A 21,611-nucleotide genomic window follows, 5' to 3' on the forward strand; every position below is an offset into this window, starting at 1 on the left:
AATTATTTATTTTATTAAATTTATTTCTTGCGAAAAAATTTATTTAATGTAAATTGCAGAACATGAAAAACCCTATTAAGTTTAAAATGAATATGAGAAATTTTTCTAATGTTAGTAGACTTTTTTTATTAACATTTATATCGCTTGTAGTTGTTAGTTGTCACAACAGAAATCCACGTAACAACAAATCACTAACAGGTTGGAGTTCAAAAGATAAAGAAAACGCTGGTTTTACAGCTGATTCTGAATATAAAGGTCAAGAAGCGCCTCCAGGAATGGTTTTAATTGAGGGTGGTGCGTTTACTATGGGACAAGTTCAAGATGATGTAATGTTTGATTGGAATACAACTCCTGTAAAGCAACAAGTACGATCATTTTACCTTGATGAAGCAGAAGTTACCAATTCTGAATACCTATTTTATTTAGAATGGATGGAAAAAGTATTCCCTCCTAACGATCCAAGCTATAAAAACATTTACCAATCTGCAGTTCCTGACACGTTAGTTTGGAGAGATGTTTTAGGGTTTAACGAATTACTTACCGAAAATTATTTAAGGCACCCTTCATATGCAGATTATCCTGTTGTTGGAGTAAGTTGGTTGCAAGCAACTCAATATTGTAAATGGAGAAGCGATCGTGTTAACGAGAAAATTTTAATGGACAACGGTGTGTTAAATTCTATTTATGAAATGGATTCTTTAAATATTAAAGGGAGAAACAACTTTAACACTGATACTTATTTAACAAATCCTGATTTATTATTTCAAGGAGACTCTACAATTTACAATTATGATAGAAGTGGAGAGTTAAAACAGGTTAAAATTGCCGATGGTGTTTTAGCTCCTAAATTTAGACTTCCAACTGAAGTTGAATGGGAGTATGCCGCTAAAGCAATCGTTGAAAACCGAGAATATAATGATATTAGAGGTAGAAAAAAATATGCTTGGGATGGTAAATATACACGTAACAAAAACAATAAATATCAAGGTGACCAGTTAGCAAACTTCAAACAAGGTAAAGGTGATTATAGTGGTGTTCCTGGTTGGAGTAATGATGGTGCCGATATTACAATTCAAGTAAAATCATACAACCCAAATGCTTTTGGATTGTATGATATGTCTGGTAATGTTGCTGAATGGGTGGCTGATGTTTACCGACCAATTATAGATAATGATGCCAATGATTTTAATTATTTTAGAGGAAATATATTCACTAAAAAATATATTGATGCTGAAGGTAAAGTAGTTATTGTTGATGATGCTTCTGTTGAATATGACACGCTTGATAATGGTAAATTAATTCCTAAAACAATACCTGGTAGTGTTAAATACATTCCTGTTACAAAGCGTGATGCTTATATGCGTAATAATTACGAAAAAGCGTACAATGTTGATGCTAGAGATGGTGACTTAGCTTCTACTAAATCTTATGCAAAAGATGAAGATGAACTAGACACAAAACCTAGAATGTATAATTCACCTGTAAAACCAAGAGAAATCGGTGAAAGTGGTTTAATTAAACAACAATATGATGAAGAAGTTAGAACTACTTTAATTAGTAACGAAACTCGTGTTTATAAAGGTGGTTCTTGGAAAGATCGTGCTTATTGGCTTGATCCTGCTCATCGTCGTTATTTACCTCAGTATATGGCTACAAACTTTATTGGTTTCCGTTGTGCAACTGATAGGTTAGGTTCTATGACTTATAAACGTAGAAAACCTACTACAACAAAAATAAGATATTAATAAAATTTTTAAATAGTTAAAACCTCACTGAGAATTCAGTGAGGTTTTTTTTTATCTTTGTTTTATGAAAATTGAAAAATTACACCAACTATATTCTGAGCGCTTATTAATTGATACGGATACTCGAAAAATTAGAAAAAATAGTTTATTCTTTGCTCTAAAAGGCGATAATTTTAATGGAAATAAGTTTGCTAAAGAGGCCTTAACAAAAGGCGCTGCTTTTGCTATTATTGATGAAGAAGAATACCTTGAAGGTAGCAATACTATATTAGTAGAAAATGTTTTAGGCACGCTACAAAAGTTAGCTAATTATCACAGAAAACAACTGAAAACTCCTATTATTGCACTCACTGGAAGTAATGGAAAAACCACTACTAAAGAATTGATTAATGCTGTTCTTTCAACCACATATAAAACTTCAGCAACAGTTGGAAACTTCAACAACCATATTGGAGTACCATTAACATTATTAGCAATGACCAAAGAAACTGAAATTTGCATTGTTGAAATGGGCGCAAACCATCAAAAAGAAATTGAATTGTTATGTAGCATCGCTGAACCTAATTTTGGCTATATCACTAATTTTGGAAAAGCACATTTAGAAGGTTTTGGAAGTTTTGAAGGGGTTATTAAAGGAAAATCGGAATTGTATGACTTCCTGAGAAAAACAAAAGGAAAAGCATTTATTAATGAAGATGATGAAACACAATTAAAACAAGCAGAAGGAATTGAACAGATTTACTTCAATAATAAAACTATCAAATTTATTAGTGCAAATCCACTTGTAAGTGTTGAATTTGAAAACACAATTATAGAAAGTCAATTAATAGGAAAATACAATTACAAAAATATTTCAGTAGCTATTGCTATTGGCGCATATTTCAACATTCCGGTAGCTACTATAAAAACAGCTATAGAAAATTATGTACCAAAAAATAACCGTTCACAAATAATACAAAACAAGAATAACAAAATTGTTTTAGATGCTTACAACGCAAACCCAAGCAGTATGCAAGCTGCCCTTGAAAATTTTAGTCAGCTAAAAGATGAACATAAAATTGTAATTCTCGGAGATATGTTTGAATTGGGGGTAAGCAGTAAAACAGAACATCAAAAAATAGCTGAATTGGCAACTTCTTTTAATTTTAATGAAGTGTATTTAATAGGAAAAGCATTCTCTACAACAAGTGTAAAAAATGCTTTCATTTTTGAAAATTTTGAAAATTTTAAGAGTTCCGTTAATTTTAAGTCGAATATAAATAGAACGGTTCTAATTAAAGGTTCACGAGGAATGGCTTTAGAAAGAACTTTAGACCTCTTCTAATTTTAATAATTCTCTGTGATATTCAATTAAACCATCAATTGGTCTTCTAACAATATTTCCTAGTTCAATCATATAAAATCTTGCAACATCTTTTATAATGTCTTGTGCAAAATACGCTATTGAACCAACAAAATGTACTGGAATATTTTCAGACTCCTTGTATGGTATAATTCTATTTTTAAAGAAATCCTTCATTCCTTTATGCAATACTTTATTAAAATATGCATTGCGTTCATTTCTCAATAAAAATTCTGCGAAATGCGCTAAATAGGTATTTGGATTATCTTCTTTATAAATATTTCTTTTTATAGTATCAGCATCAACATTGAATTGTTCTTCAAAAAGTTTTGCTACCTTTTTTGGCATTTTTTGATAATAATAATCCCTTAACAACTTCTTACCAAAGTAGTTACCACTAGCTTCATCCATTAGAATGTAACCAAGTGAAGGTATTCTTACATCAACTTGTTCACCATCAAAATAACAACTATTTGAACCTGTACCTAAAATACAAACAATTCCTGGTTGCGTTGTTACTGCATATGCAGCTGCATAAGTATCTTCTTTTACTTCAACAACAGCATTGGTAAAAAATGATTCAAATATTGATTTTAATACTAATGTAGGTTTTTCAGTACCACAACCGGCTCCATAAAAATATACGTTTGTAACTTTATCTTTATAATCTACCAAATCAAGGTTTTCCTGAAGACGTTTCTTCATTAATTCCTCATCAAAAACTGCTGGATTTAAACCTCCTGTTCTAGTTTTAAGAACCTGAGCACCTGATTTATCAAGTAAAATCCAATCGGCTTTTGTTGAGCCACCATCAGCTATTAGAATCATTCTTTACTGCTTTATTTATTATTTAACGTCGTTGATGTAAGTTGCTAAATCAACTAATTTAGTTGAGTAACCAAACTCATTATCGTACCAAGATACGATTTTCACGAAGTTATCATTTAATGCCATAGAAGCATTTGCATCAAATACAGAAGTTCTTGGCTCAGATACGAAATCTTGAGAAACAACACCTTCTTCAGTATAACCTAATACACCAGCCATTTCGTTTTCAGAAGCATCTTTGATAGCTGCTTTTACTTCAGCAAAAGAAGCACCTTTTTCTAAACGACAAGTTAAATCTACTACAGATACATCAACAGTTGGTACTCTAAATGCCATACCTGTTAATTTCCCGTTTAATTCTGGAATTACTTTTCCTACTGCTTTTGCAGCCCCTGTAGATGCAGGTACAATGTTATTTAAAGAAGCACGACCTAAACGGAAATCTTTTCTAGATGGTCCATCAACTGTAAATTGAGTTGCAGTTGCAGCGTGAACTGTAGTCATTAATCCTTCAACAATACCAAATTTATCATTTAATACTTTAGCGATAGGTGCTAAACAGTTTGTAGTACAAGAAGCGTTAGATACAATAGTATCAGCAGCTGTAATTTCTTTATGGTTTACTCCCATAACAAACATTGGTGCATCAGCAGATGGTGCAGAAATTGCAACTTTCTTAGCTCCAGCAGTAATGTGTTTTTGAGCTCCTTCTAAATTTGTAAAGATACCTGTACAATCTAAAACAACATCAGCTCCTACAGCATCCCATTTTAAATCTTCTGGATTACGTTCAGCAGAAATTCTAATTGCTTTTCCGTTAACTACCAAGTTACCATCTTTTACATCAATAGTTCCGTCAAATTGACCGTGAACTGAATCGTACTTTAATAAGTAAGCTAAGTGTTCTACATCTAATAAATCATTAATTCCTACAACTTCAACATTTGGTCTTGCTACAGCTACTCTAAAAGCTATTCTACCAATTCTACCAAATCCGTTAATTCCAATTTTAATTGTTCCCATTTTTTTATTCTTAATTTTTGTTATTCTTTTATTTTATACTGAAGTTATTTCAGCCACTCTTAGTAATTCTTTATCTATTTCGTTGTTAAGTTTGATTGCTTTGTTTAAACCTGTTAAAATAACTTCGTTATTAATAACTCCAACCATAACTCCTGAAACTCTATCTAACAAACATTCTACTGCTGCTACACCTAGTCTACTAGCCAACACTCTATCAAAACAACTTGGAGAACCTCCTCTTTGCATATGTCCTAAAACTGATACTCTAATATCGTATGCAGGGTACTTCTCTTTGATATAATCTCCAAGTTCAAAAACACTTTTACCAATTTTCTCACCTTCAGTAACAACAACAATACTTGATGTTTTTCCTTTATCTCTTCCTTTGGCTAAAGATTCTTCTAATTTATCTAATCCTATGTCCTTTTCAGGAATTAAGATTTCTTCTGCCCCAGATCCAATACCCGTATTTAATGCAATAAAACCTGCATCTCGCCCCATTACTTCAATAAAAAATAATCGGTTATGAGAACCTGCGGTATCACGAATTTTATCAATTACTTCAACAACTGTATTTAACGCTGTATCGTAACCAATAGTGAAGTCTGTTCCATAAATATCGTTATCAATTGTCCCTGGAATTCCTACAACTGGAAAGTTAAATTCTTGTATAAATTTTAAACCTCCTGTAAAAGTTCCGTCTCCACCAATAACAACTAAGGCTCCAACACCTGCTTCTATTAAATTTTCGTAAGCTTTAGCTCTACCTTCTACAGTTTTAAATTCCATAGAACGAGCAGATTTTAAAATAGTTCCACCCTTGTTAATGATATTGCTTACGTGACGACCTGATAACACCTCAAAATCACCTTCAATTAACCCTTCATATCCACGATAAACACCTACACACTCAATTCTATAATAAGTACAAGCTCTAACTACGGCTCGTATAGCTGCATTCATCCCCGGAGCATCTCCTCCTGAGGTTAATAATGCGATCTTTTTTATTGGTTCATTCATTCTTTAAAATTATTGTTCAAAATTACTTTTTAATCCCTCTTTTTCCTACAATTTAATCCTTTATTCACTAAAACGATTTCGGTGTAAAGGTCTTATTAAAATCCCTTTTTTTCAGGCACTTAAACTATTTTTTTAAATTTTGAAAAACAAATTTACACAAATTAAACTGTTTATTAAAATCCATTTAATTTACTTCAAAAATATAGCGTTTATTTAATGTTTTATTAACGAAAAAGCTCCCCAAAACGGGGAGCTTTCATAATAATTAAAGTGAGCATAAATTATTATTTCTCTAACTTAAAAATAAATGATGTTAATGTGTCTAATTCAATATTAAGTGTCCCAACTCCGTCTTTTATAACTAGCGGTATTGAAATTTCTCCATATAATTGATCGGTAACAGTGTAGTTACCATCAACAAGCTCCCATTTATTTATAACTTCTGAAGGAATTAGTAAATCTAAATCGTAATTTACTAAATCATCAAAATTTGAAATAATAATTAGTTTTTCATTTTCAGACCAACGAACAAACGAAAATATTTTACGTGTATAATTTTCTACATTTGCTCTATTGTAATGATGAATCTCAGCATAATTTCCCATCAACGCTTCACTATTAATAGTAAAGTTTAACAAACGCTTGTAGAAATCTCTCAATTCTTTTTCATTTGCAGTTGATTGACCTCCATCGAATTTTTTATCATTTAACCAACGTTGGTGATTTGGCACACCTATATAATCAAATATTGAAGTTCTTGTTGGCGATCCAAACCCTGCATTTTCGGCTCCTGGCTCTCCTACTTCTTGCCCAAAATAAATCATTGTTGGTGAAGTACTAATTGTTGCAGAAACTACCATTGCTGGTTTTCCTTTTTCAGCTGAACCTGCAAAATCTGGACTTGCAATACGTTGCTCATCATGATTTTCTAAAAAATGCAACATATTATGCTCAATATCAGCTTTATAATCTTGAATTCCCGTGATATGGTCTGTCCATCCGTGACCTTGCATAATATTTTTAATCGTATCATACAAAGCTACCTTATCATATAAATAATCCATTTTTCCTTTATGAATATAGGCTCTGTACATATCTGGATTGTAAACTTCTGCCAATAAAAAAGCTTCTGGATTTACCATTTTTATAGATGAATTCATATAACTCCAAAATTCAACAGGCACCATTTCAGCCATATCATATCTAAAACCATCAACACCTTTTGCTGTCCAATACAAAGCGATATCTCTAAATTTCACCCAAGAACTAGGTACCGTTTTGTCTTTCCAAAATTCAAAGTGTGCTTTGTAGTCTTCGTTATCAAACCCTTCAGGTAATTCATCAAAATCCTTTCTTCCGTCAGGACTAATTCCATAATTAATTTTTACGGTTTCGTACCAATCATTTACATCTGGCTTTGATAAACGTGATCCATTACCTGTCCATTTTGCAGGATTTTCATCAAACTTACCATCTGCTAACGGGTGCTTTTCACCTCCTAGTGGCAAATAACCATCTCTCCATTCAGGAACTTCAAAAGACTCTCCTGGATTGTAATAAAAATTATTATTTACATCGTATTGCTTTGTTTTGTCGTCACTAGCACCAAAATCCTCCACACCTTCAGGATTTGTTTTTCCTTCATAATTTCTAGCAACGTGATTTGGAACAATATCAATAATCACTTTCATTCCAGCATTATGTGTTCTTTCAATTAAAGCCTCAAACTCTTCCAATCTTTTTGAAGGATCAACCGCCAAATCTGGATTTACATTGTAATAATCTTTTACAGCATATGGTGAACCTGCACGACCCTTTACAACATCAGGATCATCATTTGAAATTCCGTAAGCTGTGTAATCTCTAATTACATCATGGTGCGGCACACCCGTGTACCATATATAAGTAACTCCTAAGTCTTTTATTTCTTGAAGTGCCTTGTCTGTAAAATCGTTGAACTTTCCAACGCCATTTTCTTCAATAGTTCCCCAAGGTTTATTGGTTGTATTGGTATTTCCAAATAACCGAGTAAACACCTGATAAACAACTTCTTTATGATTTTTTTTAGCCTCCATAGTTTCTTTTGTTACTTTTTTTTCTTGATTGCAAGCTACAAAAATAACAAATAGACTTACAAAACTAACTATGAGTGTTTTTTTCATTATCATTATTTTTTAATTAAACTAATTGCAAAACCACCACCTTGGGCCAATTGCATTATTTCTTTTGAGGTATTTTTAATTTCTACTTTTCTGATATTTAAACTTGTTGGATTTTTATCCCAATGAGCATTTTCTCCATCTTCATAAATAATTGCTTCATACGTAGCATCTTTATCTAAAAAGCTAAATTCTATTTCAATAGTTCTTGCATTTTCATCAGTAATTCCACCAACAAACCAATTTTCAGAAGTTCGTTCTTTTCTAGCAATGGTTAAAAAATCTCCAACCTCACCATTTAATACTTTTGTTTGCTGCCAATCAACACCCACATCTTTAATAAATTGCAATGCCGGATTGCCTTCATAATTTTCAATTAAATCTGCAGCCATTTGAACAGGACTGTAAATTACTACATACAACGCCAATTGCTGTGCAATGGTTGTATTTACCTGATTCTCTTTTTTCCATTTGTCAAATTTTATATCGAATATTCCTGGTGTATAATCAACTGGCCCAGCTAACATTCTAGTAAAAGCTACAAGAGGTAAATGCTCTGGCGGATTGCCACCATCACTAGCCCAAGCGTTAAATTCTTGTCCGCGTAAACCTTCTCTTGAAATGGTATTAGGATACGTTCTGCGTAAACCTGTTGCTTTAATTGGTTCATGCGCATTAATAGCCACTTTATAATTCGCCGCTTTTATAACGGCATTGTTATAATGGTTTACCATATGTTGCCCATGATGGTATTCTCCCTTTGGAAGTATTTTACCAACATAACCTGTTTTTACTGCATGAATTCCCAAACTTTGCATTAAAGCATAAGCAGTATCTTGTTGTTTTTCATAAGTTTCAGTAGCTGCAGAAGTTTCATGATGCATGATAATCTCTACTCCTATTTCCTTGGCGTAACGTGCAACTTCTTCCAAATCGTAATCTGGATAAGGGGTTACAAAATCAAATACACCTTCTCTATCATCAAAGCCTATCCAATTTTCCCAACCAGTGTTCCAACCTTCAATTAAAACAGCTCCAATGTTGTTTTTTGCTGAAAAATCGATATAAGCTTTTGCATTTTCAGTAGTTGCGCCATGTTTTCCGTGTGCATTACCTGTGTCAACCCATTTTCCATCAACCAAGGTCATTCCATAATCCCAAGAAGATTTATTTAAATGCATTTCCCACCAAATACCAGTGTACTTTGCAGGCTTAAACCACGAAACATCTCCTAATTTGTTAGGCTCATTTAAATTAACAATCAGCTTAGATTCAATTAAATCACCTGCTTTTTCAGCAATTTGCATTGTTCTCCAAGGTGTGTTAAACGGTACTGTTCTTTTTACTTTATAAGCTGTATTTCTAGAGCCTACTAAATTACTAGTCATAGCTAAATTTTCAGTATCAACTTTTAAAGTCATTCCTGAATAATCTACCAAACTAGCTTCGTGAAAACTTAAATACAAACCATTTTCAGTTTTCATAGTAACTGGTGTATTTACAGCATTTTCAGGAATATAGGTGTGTTCTCCTAAATTAGGATGATTGGCTTTTGACAACGCATCAATTTCGTTAAAATTAGATGTATTGTACAAATGCTCATAAATATCCCAATCACCTGGTGCCCACCAAACTTTATGATTCCCTGTTAAATTAAACTGAGTATTTTCTTCAGCAATTAAAACTTCTGAAAGATTTTTTTGCTGTGGAAATTCGTACCTAAAACCTAAACCGTCATTATAAACTTTAAAAACTACGTTTATTTTTCTTTTTAATGCTGAAGTTTCTTGTAGTTCAACTTTTAGTTGGTTGTATTTATTCTCAACTTCTTTTTGCTCTCCCCAAGGCATTTCCCAAGTTTCTTCAAAATTAGAAATTGCGACATTTACAATTTTAAAATCATTAGCCAAAGCTGGCTGGTCTTTTAATTCAAACCCTAAAGTTGAAGACTTTATAATTGCTTCATTTTTAAAAGAAACTTCATAATTTGGCGTTCCCTTTTCTCCCAGTTTAAATATAACTTTAAGGTTGTTATCTGGTGAAGAAATGGTAGATATTTTCTCTTCATTACAAGAAAAAAAGAAAATACTAATTAGCAAGATACTTAATTTAAGAAATTTCATATTTCTACTTTTTTTCTAATAAAACAATAGGATATGGAGAGCTAAATACAACTTTTCCATTCTTCACAATCAATTCGCTATCTGAATAAGCATCATACACCACCTCATTATCTTTAAAAATAGTTCCAACTGAAATTTCTTTTTTAATTTCTTTTAAATCTAAAGCTACAATTACAGCATCACTATAATCTCCTTTTGAAAAGGTTCTTTGAAAAACATACGGTGATTCAGTAATCATTTTATGAACACCTGCTCCAACTGATGGATGATTCACTCTAAACTGCCCTAATTTTTGATAATGCGTTAATAACATTTTTGTTTCTGAATTATTTGCAATAGCATCCCAATTCATAAAAGTTCGTAAAGTAGCATCTCCAACAGCTCCTTCAACAATTAAATTTCTAGCAGATTCATCGCCATAATAAACTTGTGATGCACCCGGACTTAACAATAATTTTGTAGCTGCTTCAAAAGTTTTTGTTCTGTCTTTATCAAAAGGCTGTCCATCATCATGAGACGTTAAATAATTCAACACTCCGTATCCTTTTAATTCATTATTTAATATAGATGAATATCTTGAAAACAATGCTTCATAAGTATCAGTTTGAGCTACATTCCATTTGAATTCAAAATTGATTGAACTTTGAAAAGCTTTATCAAAATAATCTACTTTTTTATCTCCAAAATCAAAATATCTTCCACCTGAAATACCATAGTTATAAACCTCAGCAACGGTGTAAAAATTAGTGTCGTCTAATACTAATTCTGGATTATTAGCTTTCCATTCTGCAAAGGCTACATCACATTCTGTTTTAAATTCTTGCCAAACTAATTCGTCTGTATGTTTAACCGTATCAGCTCTATAACCATCAACTCCAAACTCTCTAATATAATCGGTTAGCCATTTAATAATATAAAATTTTGGCGCTCTAGGATAACCTGTTCTTGCAAAAAATTCATCAAGTTCTTTTACTTCTTGTTCGTAACGTCCTTCAGCTTTCCACTTTTCAACTAAATGAGTTGGAAGTTCAACATTTTCGGTACTTGCTGTTAACACATCTGGAAGGTTTTCAACCAAAGTACAATTTACTGTAGAATCATAGTCTTGATATTTACAAAGCGGGCTTGTACGCACCCAATTGCTTGGCCAAACAGGATCTTGTGCAGTTACTGGACCTGTATGATTTATTACACCATCCATTACAACTCTAATTCCTTTTGCATGTGCAGCCTCAACCATTTTTTTCAAATCTTCTTTAGTTCCAAAATTAGGATCTAAAGCTGTCCAATCTTTTGCCCAATACCCATGATATGCATAGGTAACACCGGTTCCTTCATCAACCGATTCGTGCACTTGCTCTACAACTGGCGTAAACCAAATGGCATTGATACCTAAATCTGTAAAATAGTTTTCTTCGATTTTTTGCGTAATTCCGGCAATGTCACCACCTTCAAAACCTCTTAAAACACCAGTTTCATTGGTTCTATTATAATTTAAATCGTTTGCAGTATTACCGTTGTTAAAACGATCTGTCAATAAAAAATAAATATTTGCACCTTCCCAAACAAAAGGCGCTGCAGGTTTTAGTTCAACATTTTCTTGTTTTTTTGGTGCGCAACTACTAAAAACAATTGTTAGTAAAAGAATACTTGTGAAAATTCTCATATGCTTATAATTTTATTTTAATATTTTTCTCTTTTAAATCATTTAATGAAACTGTAATAACCACTGTTTTTTCAGCTTCGTTCCAGGTATAATTATATCCTTTAATTTTCTTTGGATTTTTTGAAATATTGTGAATTATCAATTGAATTTCTTTGGAAGAAAAATCATAATTATCACCTAACTCTTGTTCAATTTCAATAGTTAAACTGTTCTTTTTAAATTCACTGTCAAATTCAATAATTTCATACAATCCTTTTTCAAAAGCATTAGGTGTTTCACCATCATCATTGTACAATTCGTATTCACTTTCTGAAACTGTTTCATCAAAATAAAAATGAACATCGAACGATTTTAAACTGTAAGCTGCTGTGTTTTGAATTGGCTGAATTCTTGGAATAAAAGCACCACCACGCACATACGTTGGAATACTTTCTTCAACTAAATCTATAGTAACTGTTTGTCCACCTTCAACTTTTTCATCGTTATAAAAATTATACCAATTTGAATTTGAAGGAAAATAAACTTCTTGTTGTTTTAATCCTGGTTCTACCACAGGGCTCACCAAAATTTCATTTCCCCATAAATAAGTCGTTTTTGAATTTAATGCCACCGAATTTGTTGGCTCTTCAAAAAACAACGGACGCATTAAAGGTGTTCCAAATTGATTATTTTCAAAAGAAATGGTATAGTTATAAGGTAGCAAACTGTAACGTAATTCAATAGATTTTTTTGCCAATGCTTTTGTTTTTGACTCTCTAAACACAGGTTCGGAAGGCACATCTTCTTGCGCATGCGGACGATAAATTGGTTGAAAAACTCCGTACTGTAACCAACGTGTGTACAACTCATCATCTAAATTTGGTCCTGCAAAACCTCCTAAATCTGAATGCATATACCCCATTCCTTGCATTCCCATTTGCAATGCTATTTCAACTTGTGGTTGTAAACCTCCCCAAGTTCTATTTACATCACCCGTCCAAGGAATCATTCCATAATGTTGTGATCCTGAATACCCTGCGCGCATTAAAATAAATGGTCGTTGTTCAGGAACGTATTTTTGATAACCTTGGTACACTAATTTAGCCCAATTATGCCCATAAATATTATGAACCTCATCAGCAGTTCCTGTAGCGTGTAATAAATCTGAAGGGTGTACTTCTGGCTCGCCTAAATCGCCCCACCAGCCACCAACACCAAGATCAATGTGTTTTTTGTAAACATTCCAAAACCAATCTGCTCCTTCAGGTTTAAAAATATCTATAATACCTGTATTTCCAAAGTAAAAATCATACGTATATGGTTTTCCTTCTTTTGTAAGTCCTAAAATATTTTTCTCAACAGCATCGTTCCATTTGCTAGAAGTTGTTAACACAAAAGGTTCAGTAATTAAAATAGTTTTTACGCCTTTATCTTTCAATTCCTTCATCATTTTTTCAGGATTTGGGAATGAATCTTTGTCAAACTCAAAGTTCCCCATAGTACCTTGTACTGTTTTTCCAAACCAATACAAATCTAAAATTATGGCATCAACAGGAATTTCTTCTTCTATAAAAGCATCAATAGTTTCTATAGTTTCTTCTTGTGAATGATAGCCAAAACGGCTTGAGAAATTACCCAAAGCCCAACGAGGAATTAGTGGTTGAAACCCTGTTAAACTCACATAATTTTCAACTAACTCTTTCCAATCATCACCAACAATAATTTGATATGTTTTTCGCCCTGAAATAGTTTCATAAGCAAGCGTATTTGTTTTTGAACTATCTAAATCTAAATAACCAATTGGAGCATTGTCAAAATGAATTGCATACATTTTTGATGAATACACCAATGGCATCGTAAAATTCATTAACTCCGAATGTGTTTCGTAGCCGTAATGTGCTTTATTGTATAATTCTAAACGATACCCTCTTCTATTCATTCCTAAAACTCTTGCTCCACCTCCATATAAAATTTCTTCAGAAGTTAAATTAAAATCTAACACTTCATATTCCTTATTTTTTGAATACCCATTTTTTTCTGAAGTCAATAGTCTACCTTCGTAATAATAAGACACTTGAAAAGGTGCGTGCTTAATTTTAACTGAAATATCTAGCATCTTTATTTCAGTTTCGTTTACACTTTTTATCAATTGCATTTCAACAACTGTTGGCTTTAAAACTACTGCATGAGAACTTTCATTAAACGCTTCTCCATTTGGAATAAATGATGTTTCAATAATTTCATTTCCATAAGGTTGAAATCTATAAAGTCCATCGTTGGTTTTTACTTCAACATAGGTTTTATGATTGGTTACACTCTCAAATTTACGTGTTGAATTTTGAGCATTTACTACAAATCCAATAAGTAAAAAAGTGATTAAGTTAAATTTTATAAACTTCATATGTTTCTTATTTTAGTTTTTACTTGTACTCTAAGATTCTTCACTTTCGTTTAGAATGACAAAATGATTATTTTCTTAATAAAAACTCTATAGGTAATTGAAGTCGCTGATTCCAAGAATTCTCGGAATGATTGTGCCCTTCAAATTTTAAGTTTTTTGAATTTATATTGGTATATCCTTTCATTTTTAACACCTCATCAACCCTGTGTTGAAATGGTAAATAATATTGATCTAGTGTTTCGGTACCATAATCAAAATATATTTTATGATTGGTTGCTGAAGGTAAATTTTGTTCTAAATAGCTAAAAAAAGATGCTGGAACTGGACTATTTTCTTGTGGCATAAATCCAATCCAGTGTGTTGACAAACAAGCTGCAGCGCCAAATACATTAGGATACTCACACATAGCATACATAGAAATTAACCCACCCATACTTGAACCTGCAATAACTGTATTTTCAGCATTGGTAGCTACAGAAAAATTAGCATCTATCACTGGCTTTACTTCTTCAACAATAAACTTTAAATAATTATCAGATTGTAAACCTTTAAAATCGGTTCCAAATTGTTTTGTTGCTGTTTCAAAAATGGAATCCTTAAACTTTTGAGGTAATAAATCAAATGGTTTTTGAGGATAATAATCTGTATGCCGAATGTCTGAATGATTCCAAATTGCTACTACAATGGTATTTTTAATTTTTTCTTTTTGAAGTAAATCACTCACAATTTCATCAACTTTCCATTCTTGTTTATTCCAAGTTGAAGTACTGTCAAAAAGCATTTGCCCGTCGTGCATATACAAAACGGCGTATTTTTGTTTTGCTGAATAATTATTAGGAAGCCAAACATCAACGGTTCTAGGTCTTACATATTTTGAAGGAAAACTATCAACTCTTTGAATAGTTCCCGAGGCTAAATTAACAGGATATTCAACAAAATTTACGTTTGAATAAGGTTTTGCAATTTTTTCTTTACAAGAAAAAAAGGCAAAACCTAAACAAAGAACAAAAATTAAACGTTTGAAAATTTTCATTTTCTAAAGTTTTGTGGTTAACAGCGTAATTCCTTTGGCTTCAATTTTTAACGTTTCTTTCCAAGTAAAATCTTTCTCAGAAATGATGTTTTTTACTTTTTTGCCTTTTAAACCAATCTCGTTAAATCGTTCTAAATCTAATTCGATTGCTTTTTGATTTTTATTTAAAATTACCGTTACAATTTCATTACCTTGAATTCTAAACAATACGTAAACACCGTCTTTAGGTGCGAAATGAACTGTTTTTCCGTTATGAATTGCTTCACTATTTTTACGGTAATTCAATACTTTCTTCATATAAGATTGCATTGATTTTTGATCTTTAGACAACCCTTTACCTGTAAATGCATTTACTTTATCGCCTTTCCATCCTCCCGGAAAATCGGTTCTAATTAAACCGTGATCTCCTGGTTTTGCAGTGTCATTCAATAAAATTTCAGTACCGTAATAAATTTGAGAAATTCTTGGTAAAGCCAACATATAGCCTAAAGCCATTTTTGTATTTTCAATATTTTCATTTAGTTGCGTAAAAATACGACTCATATCATGGTTGTCTGGAAAAATCATAAGGTCACTTGGGTTTGTATAATGAAAATCATTTGCCAAACCTTCGTACATTTTTACGAATCCTTTATCCCATTCTTCATCTTCATTCAAAGCATCAACAATGGCTCTTTGCATTGGAAAATCCATTGGAGATTTTAAATTAGATTCATATCCATCTTTATTATTTGCGCCTGTTTGCCAGTACCCAACTAATAACGGATTTAAGCTCCACTCCTCACCTACAATACTAAATTTTGGATATTCATTCATAATAGCTCCCGCCCATTTACTCATAAATTCCTTATCAGGATATGGATAGGTATCTTGACGAATTCCACCTAAATCTAATGTTTCAATCCACCAAATACTATTTTGAATTAAGTACATAGCCATTTGAGGATTTTTTTGGTTTAAATCGGGCATTGTATCAACAAACCAACCATCGTTCATTAAATTTGCATCAGCTTTTGAAGCATAACTCTCTTGATTGGTAGTTCTTCTGTGGTTAGTAACAATTAACTCTCCTGCTTCAAATTCTTTTTGAAAATTCACCCAATCTTTAGCTGGTAAATCTTTCATCCACCAATGTTCTAAACCAATATGATTTACAACTTGATCCATCACAAATTTCAGCCCTTTTTCTTTAGATTTTGCAGCCAACTCAATATACTCTTCCATAGTTCCAAATCTTGGATCAGGCTGATATAAATCGGTGATTGCATATCCGTGATACGAACTGTTATTCATATCGTTTGTTAAAACAGGTGTAGACCAAATTGCGGTAAACCCCATTTCATCAATATAATCTAAATGTTCTGTAATTCCTTCAATATCGCCTCCGTGTCTAGCATAATCATCTTTACGATTGATGCCTTGCTCTTTCATTCCTTTAACAACATCGTTCGATTTATTTGCATTTGCAAAACGATCTGGCGTTATTAAATAAATCACATCAGAACTATTAAATCCTTCTCTATTTTCAGAATTAGTTTTGCGTTGTTTTAGTTCATATTCATACGTTGTTTTTACTTTTCCTTTTTTTGAAAAATGAATTAAAAACGTTCCAACCTGTGCTTTAGAAACATCAACCGTTAAAAACAAATAATTCTCATTTTCTGTTTTAACACTATTCACTAAGCTACAATTAACACCTTCAATTGAAGGTGTTAATTCAGCAATATCTTTGCCATAAATTAATAATTCTAATTGACTGTGTTTCATTCCGGCCCACCAATTTGGAGGCTCAACACGTTCTATTTTTTGAGCATTAATTTGTAATCCCATAAAAAATAAAATAATTAAATAATTGAATTTATGCATAATACTGTGTTTAATTAAACTGTAACTAATTGTTGTGCTGGAATTGAAATTTTTTCACCTTTAATAAATAGGTGAACTTCATTTTCTGATTCATTAAAGAATTTACACTCAGTTTGACTTTTGTAAACCTTTATAATATTTCCTCTAAAATTAATAGTAAAAGAATAAGATTTCCATTCTGCAGGAATTTGTGGATTGAAGGTTAAAATACCATCTTCCCAAACACGCATTCCTCCAAAACCTTGAACAATAGACATCCAAGTTCCGGCCATACTTGTAATATGACAACCTTCGTGAACTTCGTGGTTATAATCATCTAAATCTAAACGAGATGTTCTTACATATTGTTCGTACGCTTTTGGCATTCTATCAATAGACGCTGCTAAAATTGAGTGTACACAAGGAGATAATGAAGATTCATGAACAGTTAAAGGCTCATAAAAGTCGAAATGACGTTCAAGTTCATCTTTACTGAATTTGTTTTCAAAGAAAAACATTCCTTGTAAAACATCGGCTTGTTTTATATAGCACGAACGTAAAATACGATCCCAAGACCATTTTTGGTTGATTGGTCTTTCTGATTTTGGCAATTCATCTACAGGGATTATTTCTTTATCTAAAAATCCGTCTTGTTGTAAATACACATTTTTACCTTCATCAAAAGGGAAATACATATTATTTGAAACTTCTAACCATTTAGCGGTTTCTTCAGCAGTTAAATTTGTTTTTGCAATAACACGCTCAAAATCGTTAGCATATTCTTTTTTCACTCTATTTAAACATTCTACAGCATATTCAATACACCATTTTGCTAAATAGTTTGTGTAAAAGTTATTGTTTATGTTGTTTTCGTACTCATTTGGCCCCGTAACACCTAAAATTACATATTGATTTTTAGCTGCTGAAAAATTAGCTCTTTGATGCCAAAAACGAGCAATAGCAATCATTACTTCCAATCCGTTTTTTGGAACGTATTCAAAGTCTTGTGTGTAATTTACATAGTTGTAAATACCATAAACCATAGCTCCATTTCTATGAATTTCTTCAAAAGTAATTTCCCATTCATTATGACATTCTTCACCATTCATAGTAACCATTGGATACAATGCAGCCCCATTTTTAAATCCTAATTTCTCAGCATTTTCAATAGCCTTATCTAATTGGTTGTAACGATACAATAATAAGTTTTTGGCAACATTTGCATCTTTAGTAGCCATATAAAATGGAATACAATAGGCTTCAGTATCCCAATAGGTACTTCCTCCATATTTTTCACCTGTAAACCCTTTTGGACCAATGTTTAAACGAGCATCAGTACCCATATAGGTTTGATTTAATTGAAAAATATTAAATCGAATTCCTTGTTGCGCTTTTACATCTCCTTCAATAATAATATCAGCAGTGTGCCAAATTTCATCCCAAGACTTTATTTGCGCTTCCAATAATTGTTGATAACCTAGGTCTTTTGCATTGGTTACATTTTCATAAGCTGCTTTTACTAATTCGTCGTTAGCATAATTTAAAGAACTTACATAACTTCCGTACTTATAAATTGTAGCAGTATCTCCTTCAGAAACAGCTAATTTGTACGAATAATAAATCGCTTTTTCTTCAACCTTATTTTCTTGAGTTAATTCAACAGCTTTATTATTTAATGCAAATGAAACTTCCATAGCTGTTGCTACGTGAAATTCTGTTTTTAAAGTTTTAGATAAAATACAAGCTTTGTTTAAACTTTCTGAAATTTCTAAAGTTTCCCAAAAATACTCATCGTAATTTGAATCTTCATTTTCAATTCCAGCATCTAAATACGGTGTAAAAGTAATTTCACCTGAAAAGTTTAATGCTTTTACGGCATATTCTATGGCTCCAACTTCGTTGTATTTTACACTTATAAAACGTTTTGTAAACAATTCAATTTGCTCACCTGAAGGCAATACAGCTTGAAAAGAGCGACTTAACCAGCCTTCTTTCATGTTTAATTCACGTTTAAAATTTGAAATTTCGCACGTATTTAAATCAAAGTTAGCACCGTTGATTTGAACCTGAATTCCAATCCAATTTGGAGCATTTAATACTTTTGCAAAATATTCAGGATAGCCATTTTTCCACCATCCCACTCTAGTTTTGTCTGGGTAATAAATTCCTCCAATATAACTTCCTTGGAATGTTTTCCCTGAATAATCTTCTTCAAAATTGGCGCGTTGGCCCATAGATCCATTACCTATACTAAACAGACTTTCAGAAGCTTCTACATTTTCAGCATCAAATCCGTCTTCAATAATAGACCACTCGTTTGGTATAATATAATTCTTGTTCATTTTCTTATTTCATTATATTTCTTAAAAAATCAATTGTAAAGCCTGTTGTATCACTTAAAACAAACGTTGCTTCACTTAATAAATTGGCATCTCCAATTCCAATACTTACCATTTTTGCAGCATTAGCAGCTTCAACACCAGCAATGGCATCTTCAACAACTATACAGTTTTCAGGTTTCATATTTAATTTTTGAGCACCAATTAAAAACACTTCAGGATCTGGTTTTGCTTTTGAAACATCGTTTCCATCAACAATGGCTGCAAAACGATTAAAAAGACCTACTTTTTCTAAAATTAACGGCGCATTTTTACTTGCTGAACCCAATGCATATTTTATTGAATGCTCGTCTAAATAATCTAACAATCCATTAATTCCTGGCAGAATTTCATCGGCAGTCATTTTATTTACATACTCTAAATACTCGGTGTTTTTTTGAACTAGTAATGGTTGTTTTTCCTCATCGGTTAATTCAACTTTACCAATATTTAGTAAAATTTCTAGAGAACGAACTCTACTAACTCCTTTTAACAATTCATTGTGTTCTTCAGTAAATTCAAAACCTAATGAGTTGGCTAAATTTCTCCAGGCTAAAAAGTGATACTTTGCTGTATCTACTATTACACCATCTAAATCGAAAATAAATGCTATTTCTTTTTTCATCTTTTTAATTACTTGTAATTACTTCGTCGTCAACGTCTTTTACTCTTACTACCAATACTGCTGCAATTAATAGAGAAACTCCACTAACAACTAAAGCGTAAATTGGATTTCCACCATATAGGTATTTAACCATTGGCCCTCCTATTAAGGCATTTAAAATTTGAGGAAGTACAATAAAGAAATTAAATATTCCCATATATACACCCATTTTTTTTGCAGGAATTGAACCTGCTAAAATTGCATAAGGCATTGCTAAAATACTAGCCCAAGCAATTCCTATTCCAAACATTGAAAGGAACAACCAATTTTCATTTGGAACAAAATAAATTGAAATCAACCCTAAACCACCTAATATTAAAGAAACCGTATGTGTCATTTTACGACCTATTTTTTTAGCTATTGCTGGTAAAAAGAAGGCATAAACTGCAGAAACTGCATTATAAACTCCAAAAAGTATTCCAACCCAATCACCTGCTTCTTGATATGCTGTACCGTGGTCATCTAATCCCAACCCATATACATGATGTGCAATTGCAGGTGTTGTAAAAACCCACATTCCAAAAAGTCCGAACCAAGAAAAGAATTGAACTGAACTCAATTGCTTCATTGTTGTTGGCATTTTTTTGAAATCTGAGAAAATATCAAGTAAACTTGATTCTTCTTCAACCTCTTCATCTTCATCTGAACTAAATTGTGCTACCTCTTCAGGAGAATATTCTTTTGTGGTAAAAACGGTTATTAAAATACTTACTACCAAAACAGAAGCTCCAATAATAAATGATAATAAAAGGTTTGTTGGAACTTCACCTGGACCTGCATTGTTTAAAACACCAAACCAATTTGTTAACACATAAGGTAACCAAGAACCAACTACAGCTCCAATACCAATTAACACCGTTTGAACACTAAAACCAAGGGTTCTTTGATCCGAAGGCAACAAATCTGCTACTAAAGCTCTAAAAGGCTCCATAGCAACATTAAATGATGCATCCATAATCATTAACATACCTGCACCAACCCAAAGAGCGGGCATAAATGCCGTAAACATATCTGCATTAGGCATTAATATTAATCCAACAGAGGCCAATAATGCTCCTGTTAAAAAAAAGGGCCTTCTTCTTCCTAATCGAGTCCAAGTTTTATCACTATAATACCCAATTATTGGTTGAACAATTAAACCTGTTAATGGCGCGACAATCCAAAACCATGATAATTCATGAACGTCAGCTCCAAAAATTTGCAATATTCTACTTGCATTGGCATTTTGTAATGCAAATCCCATTTGAATTCCTAAGAAACCAAAACTCATGTTCCAGATATCCCAGAAACTTAGTCTCCGTTTTTCCATATTATAATAATATTAAATGATTACAACAATTTAAAACCCTAAAAAAGGTTTAAACTGATTTTTGTGAAGTGTGAAAAAATAGTGAGTGTAAAATAA

Annotated in this window: 14 protein-coding genes; 2 read left to right on the forward strand and 12 right to left on the reverse strand. The window is 32.2% G+C overall.

Annotated elements, in window-relative coordinates; genetic code table 11:
* The first annotated feature begins 62 nt into the window (after positions 1-62).
* Both gldJ and CHB67_RS09135 read left to right on the forward strand, forming a co-directional pair.
* Positions 63-1,745 (forward strand): gliding motility lipoprotein GldJ, encoded by a 1,683-nt coding sequence (gldJ, locus tag CHB67_RS09130; RefSeq protein ID WP_245813490.1) that lies wholly within the window; start codon positions 63-65, stop codon positions 1,743-1,745.
* Between the two features lie 64 nt (positions 1,746-1,809).
* The gene (locus tag CHB67_RS09135; protein ID WP_089381451.1) at positions 1,810-3,069 is read left to right on the forward strand and encodes a UDP-N-acetylmuramoyl-tripeptide--D-alanyl-D-alanine ligase; all 1,260 of its coding nucleotides are present in this window, start codon (positions 1,810-1,812) and stop codon (positions 3,067-3,069) included.
* Here CHB67_RS09135 and CHB67_RS09140 read toward each other — a convergent pair.
* The 12 genes from CHB67_RS09140 to CHB67_RS09195 all read right to left on the reverse strand — a co-directional run bounded on the left by CHB67_RS09140 (position 3,055) and on the right by CHB67_RS09195 (position 21,515).
* Positions 3,055-3,915: an N-acetylglucosamine kinase gene (locus tag CHB67_RS09140; protein ID WP_089381452.1), complete on the reverse strand. Its 861-nt coding sequence runs from the start codon at positions 3,913-3,915 to the stop codon at positions 3,055-3,057. The two genes, CHB67_RS09135 and CHB67_RS09140, sit on opposite strands and share 15 nt — an antisense overlap.
* 18 nt (positions 3,916-3,933) lie before the next feature.
* Positions 3,934-4,938, reverse strand: a complete 1,005-nt coding sequence (gene gap / locus CHB67_RS09145) for a type I glyceraldehyde-3-phosphate dehydrogenase (protein WP_089381453.1) — start codon at positions 4,936-4,938, stop codon at positions 3,934-3,936.
* Between the two features lie 33 nt (positions 4,939-4,971).
* A complete protein-coding gene (pfkA, locus tag CHB67_RS09150) occupies positions 4,972-5,958 on the reverse strand; it encodes a 6-phosphofructokinase (RefSeq protein WP_089381454.1) in 987 nt (328 codons plus the stop codon).
* A 284-nt stretch (positions 5,959-6,242) separates the two neighbouring features.
* Positions 6,243-8,120, reverse strand: coding sequence for an alpha-amylase family protein (locus tag CHB67_RS09155; protein ID WP_089381510.1), 1,878 nt, complete (start codon positions 8,118-8,120; stop codon positions 6,243-6,245).
* Positions 8,121-8,125: 5 nt separating this feature from the next.
* A complete protein-coding gene (locus tag CHB67_RS09160) occupies positions 8,126-10,240 on the reverse strand; it encodes a glycoside hydrolase family 97 protein (RefSeq protein WP_089381455.1) in 2,115 nt (704 codons plus the stop codon).
* Positions 10,241-10,244: 4 nt separating this feature from the next.
* Entirely contained in the window at positions 10,245-11,906 is a 1,662-nt protein-coding gene (locus CHB67_RS09165; protein ID WP_089381456.1) for an alpha-amylase family glycosyl hydrolase, read from the reverse strand.
* A 4-nt stretch (positions 11,907-11,910) separates the two neighbouring features.
* A complete protein-coding gene (locus CHB67_RS09170) occupies positions 11,911-14,286 on the reverse strand; it encodes a glycoside hydrolase family 31 protein (protein WP_089381457.1) in 2,376 nt (791 codons plus the stop codon).
* Positions 14,287-14,353: 67 nt separating this feature from the next.
* Complete coding sequence (locus tag CHB67_RS09175; protein ID WP_089381458.1) at positions 14,354-15,319, reverse strand: alpha/beta hydrolase; 966 nt, start codon at positions 15,317-15,319, stop codon at positions 14,354-14,356.
* Between the two features lie 3 nt (positions 15,320-15,322).
* Positions 15,323-17,185, reverse strand: a complete 1,863-nt coding sequence (locus CHB67_RS09180; protein WP_089381459.1) for a glycoside hydrolase family 13 protein — start codon at positions 17,183-17,185, stop codon at positions 15,323-15,325.
* Positions 17,186-17,199: 14 nt separating this feature from the next.
* Entirely contained in the window at positions 17,200-19,506 is a 2,307-nt protein-coding gene (locus CHB67_RS09185; RefSeq protein WP_089381460.1) for a glycoside hydrolase family 65 protein, read from the reverse strand.
* A 4-nt stretch (positions 19,507-19,510) separates the two neighbouring features.
* Complete coding sequence (pgmB, locus tag CHB67_RS09190) at positions 19,511-20,167, reverse strand: beta-phosphoglucomutase (protein ID WP_089381461.1); 657 nt, start codon at positions 20,165-20,167, stop codon at positions 19,511-19,513.
* 4 nt (positions 20,168-20,171) lie between these two features.
* The gene (locus tag CHB67_RS09195; RefSeq protein WP_089381462.1) at positions 20,172-21,515 is read right to left on the reverse strand and encodes an MFS transporter; all 1,344 of its coding nucleotides are present in this window, start codon (positions 21,513-21,515) and stop codon (positions 20,172-20,174) included.
* Positions 21,516-21,611 lie beyond the last annotated feature (96 nt).

Origin of the sequence: Lutibacter agarilyticus (assembly GCF_900188235.1) — a bacterium.
In the GTDB taxonomy this organism is placed as follows: Bacteria; Bacteroidota; Bacteroidia; order Flavobacteriales; family Flavobacteriaceae; genus Lutibacter; species Lutibacter agarilyticus.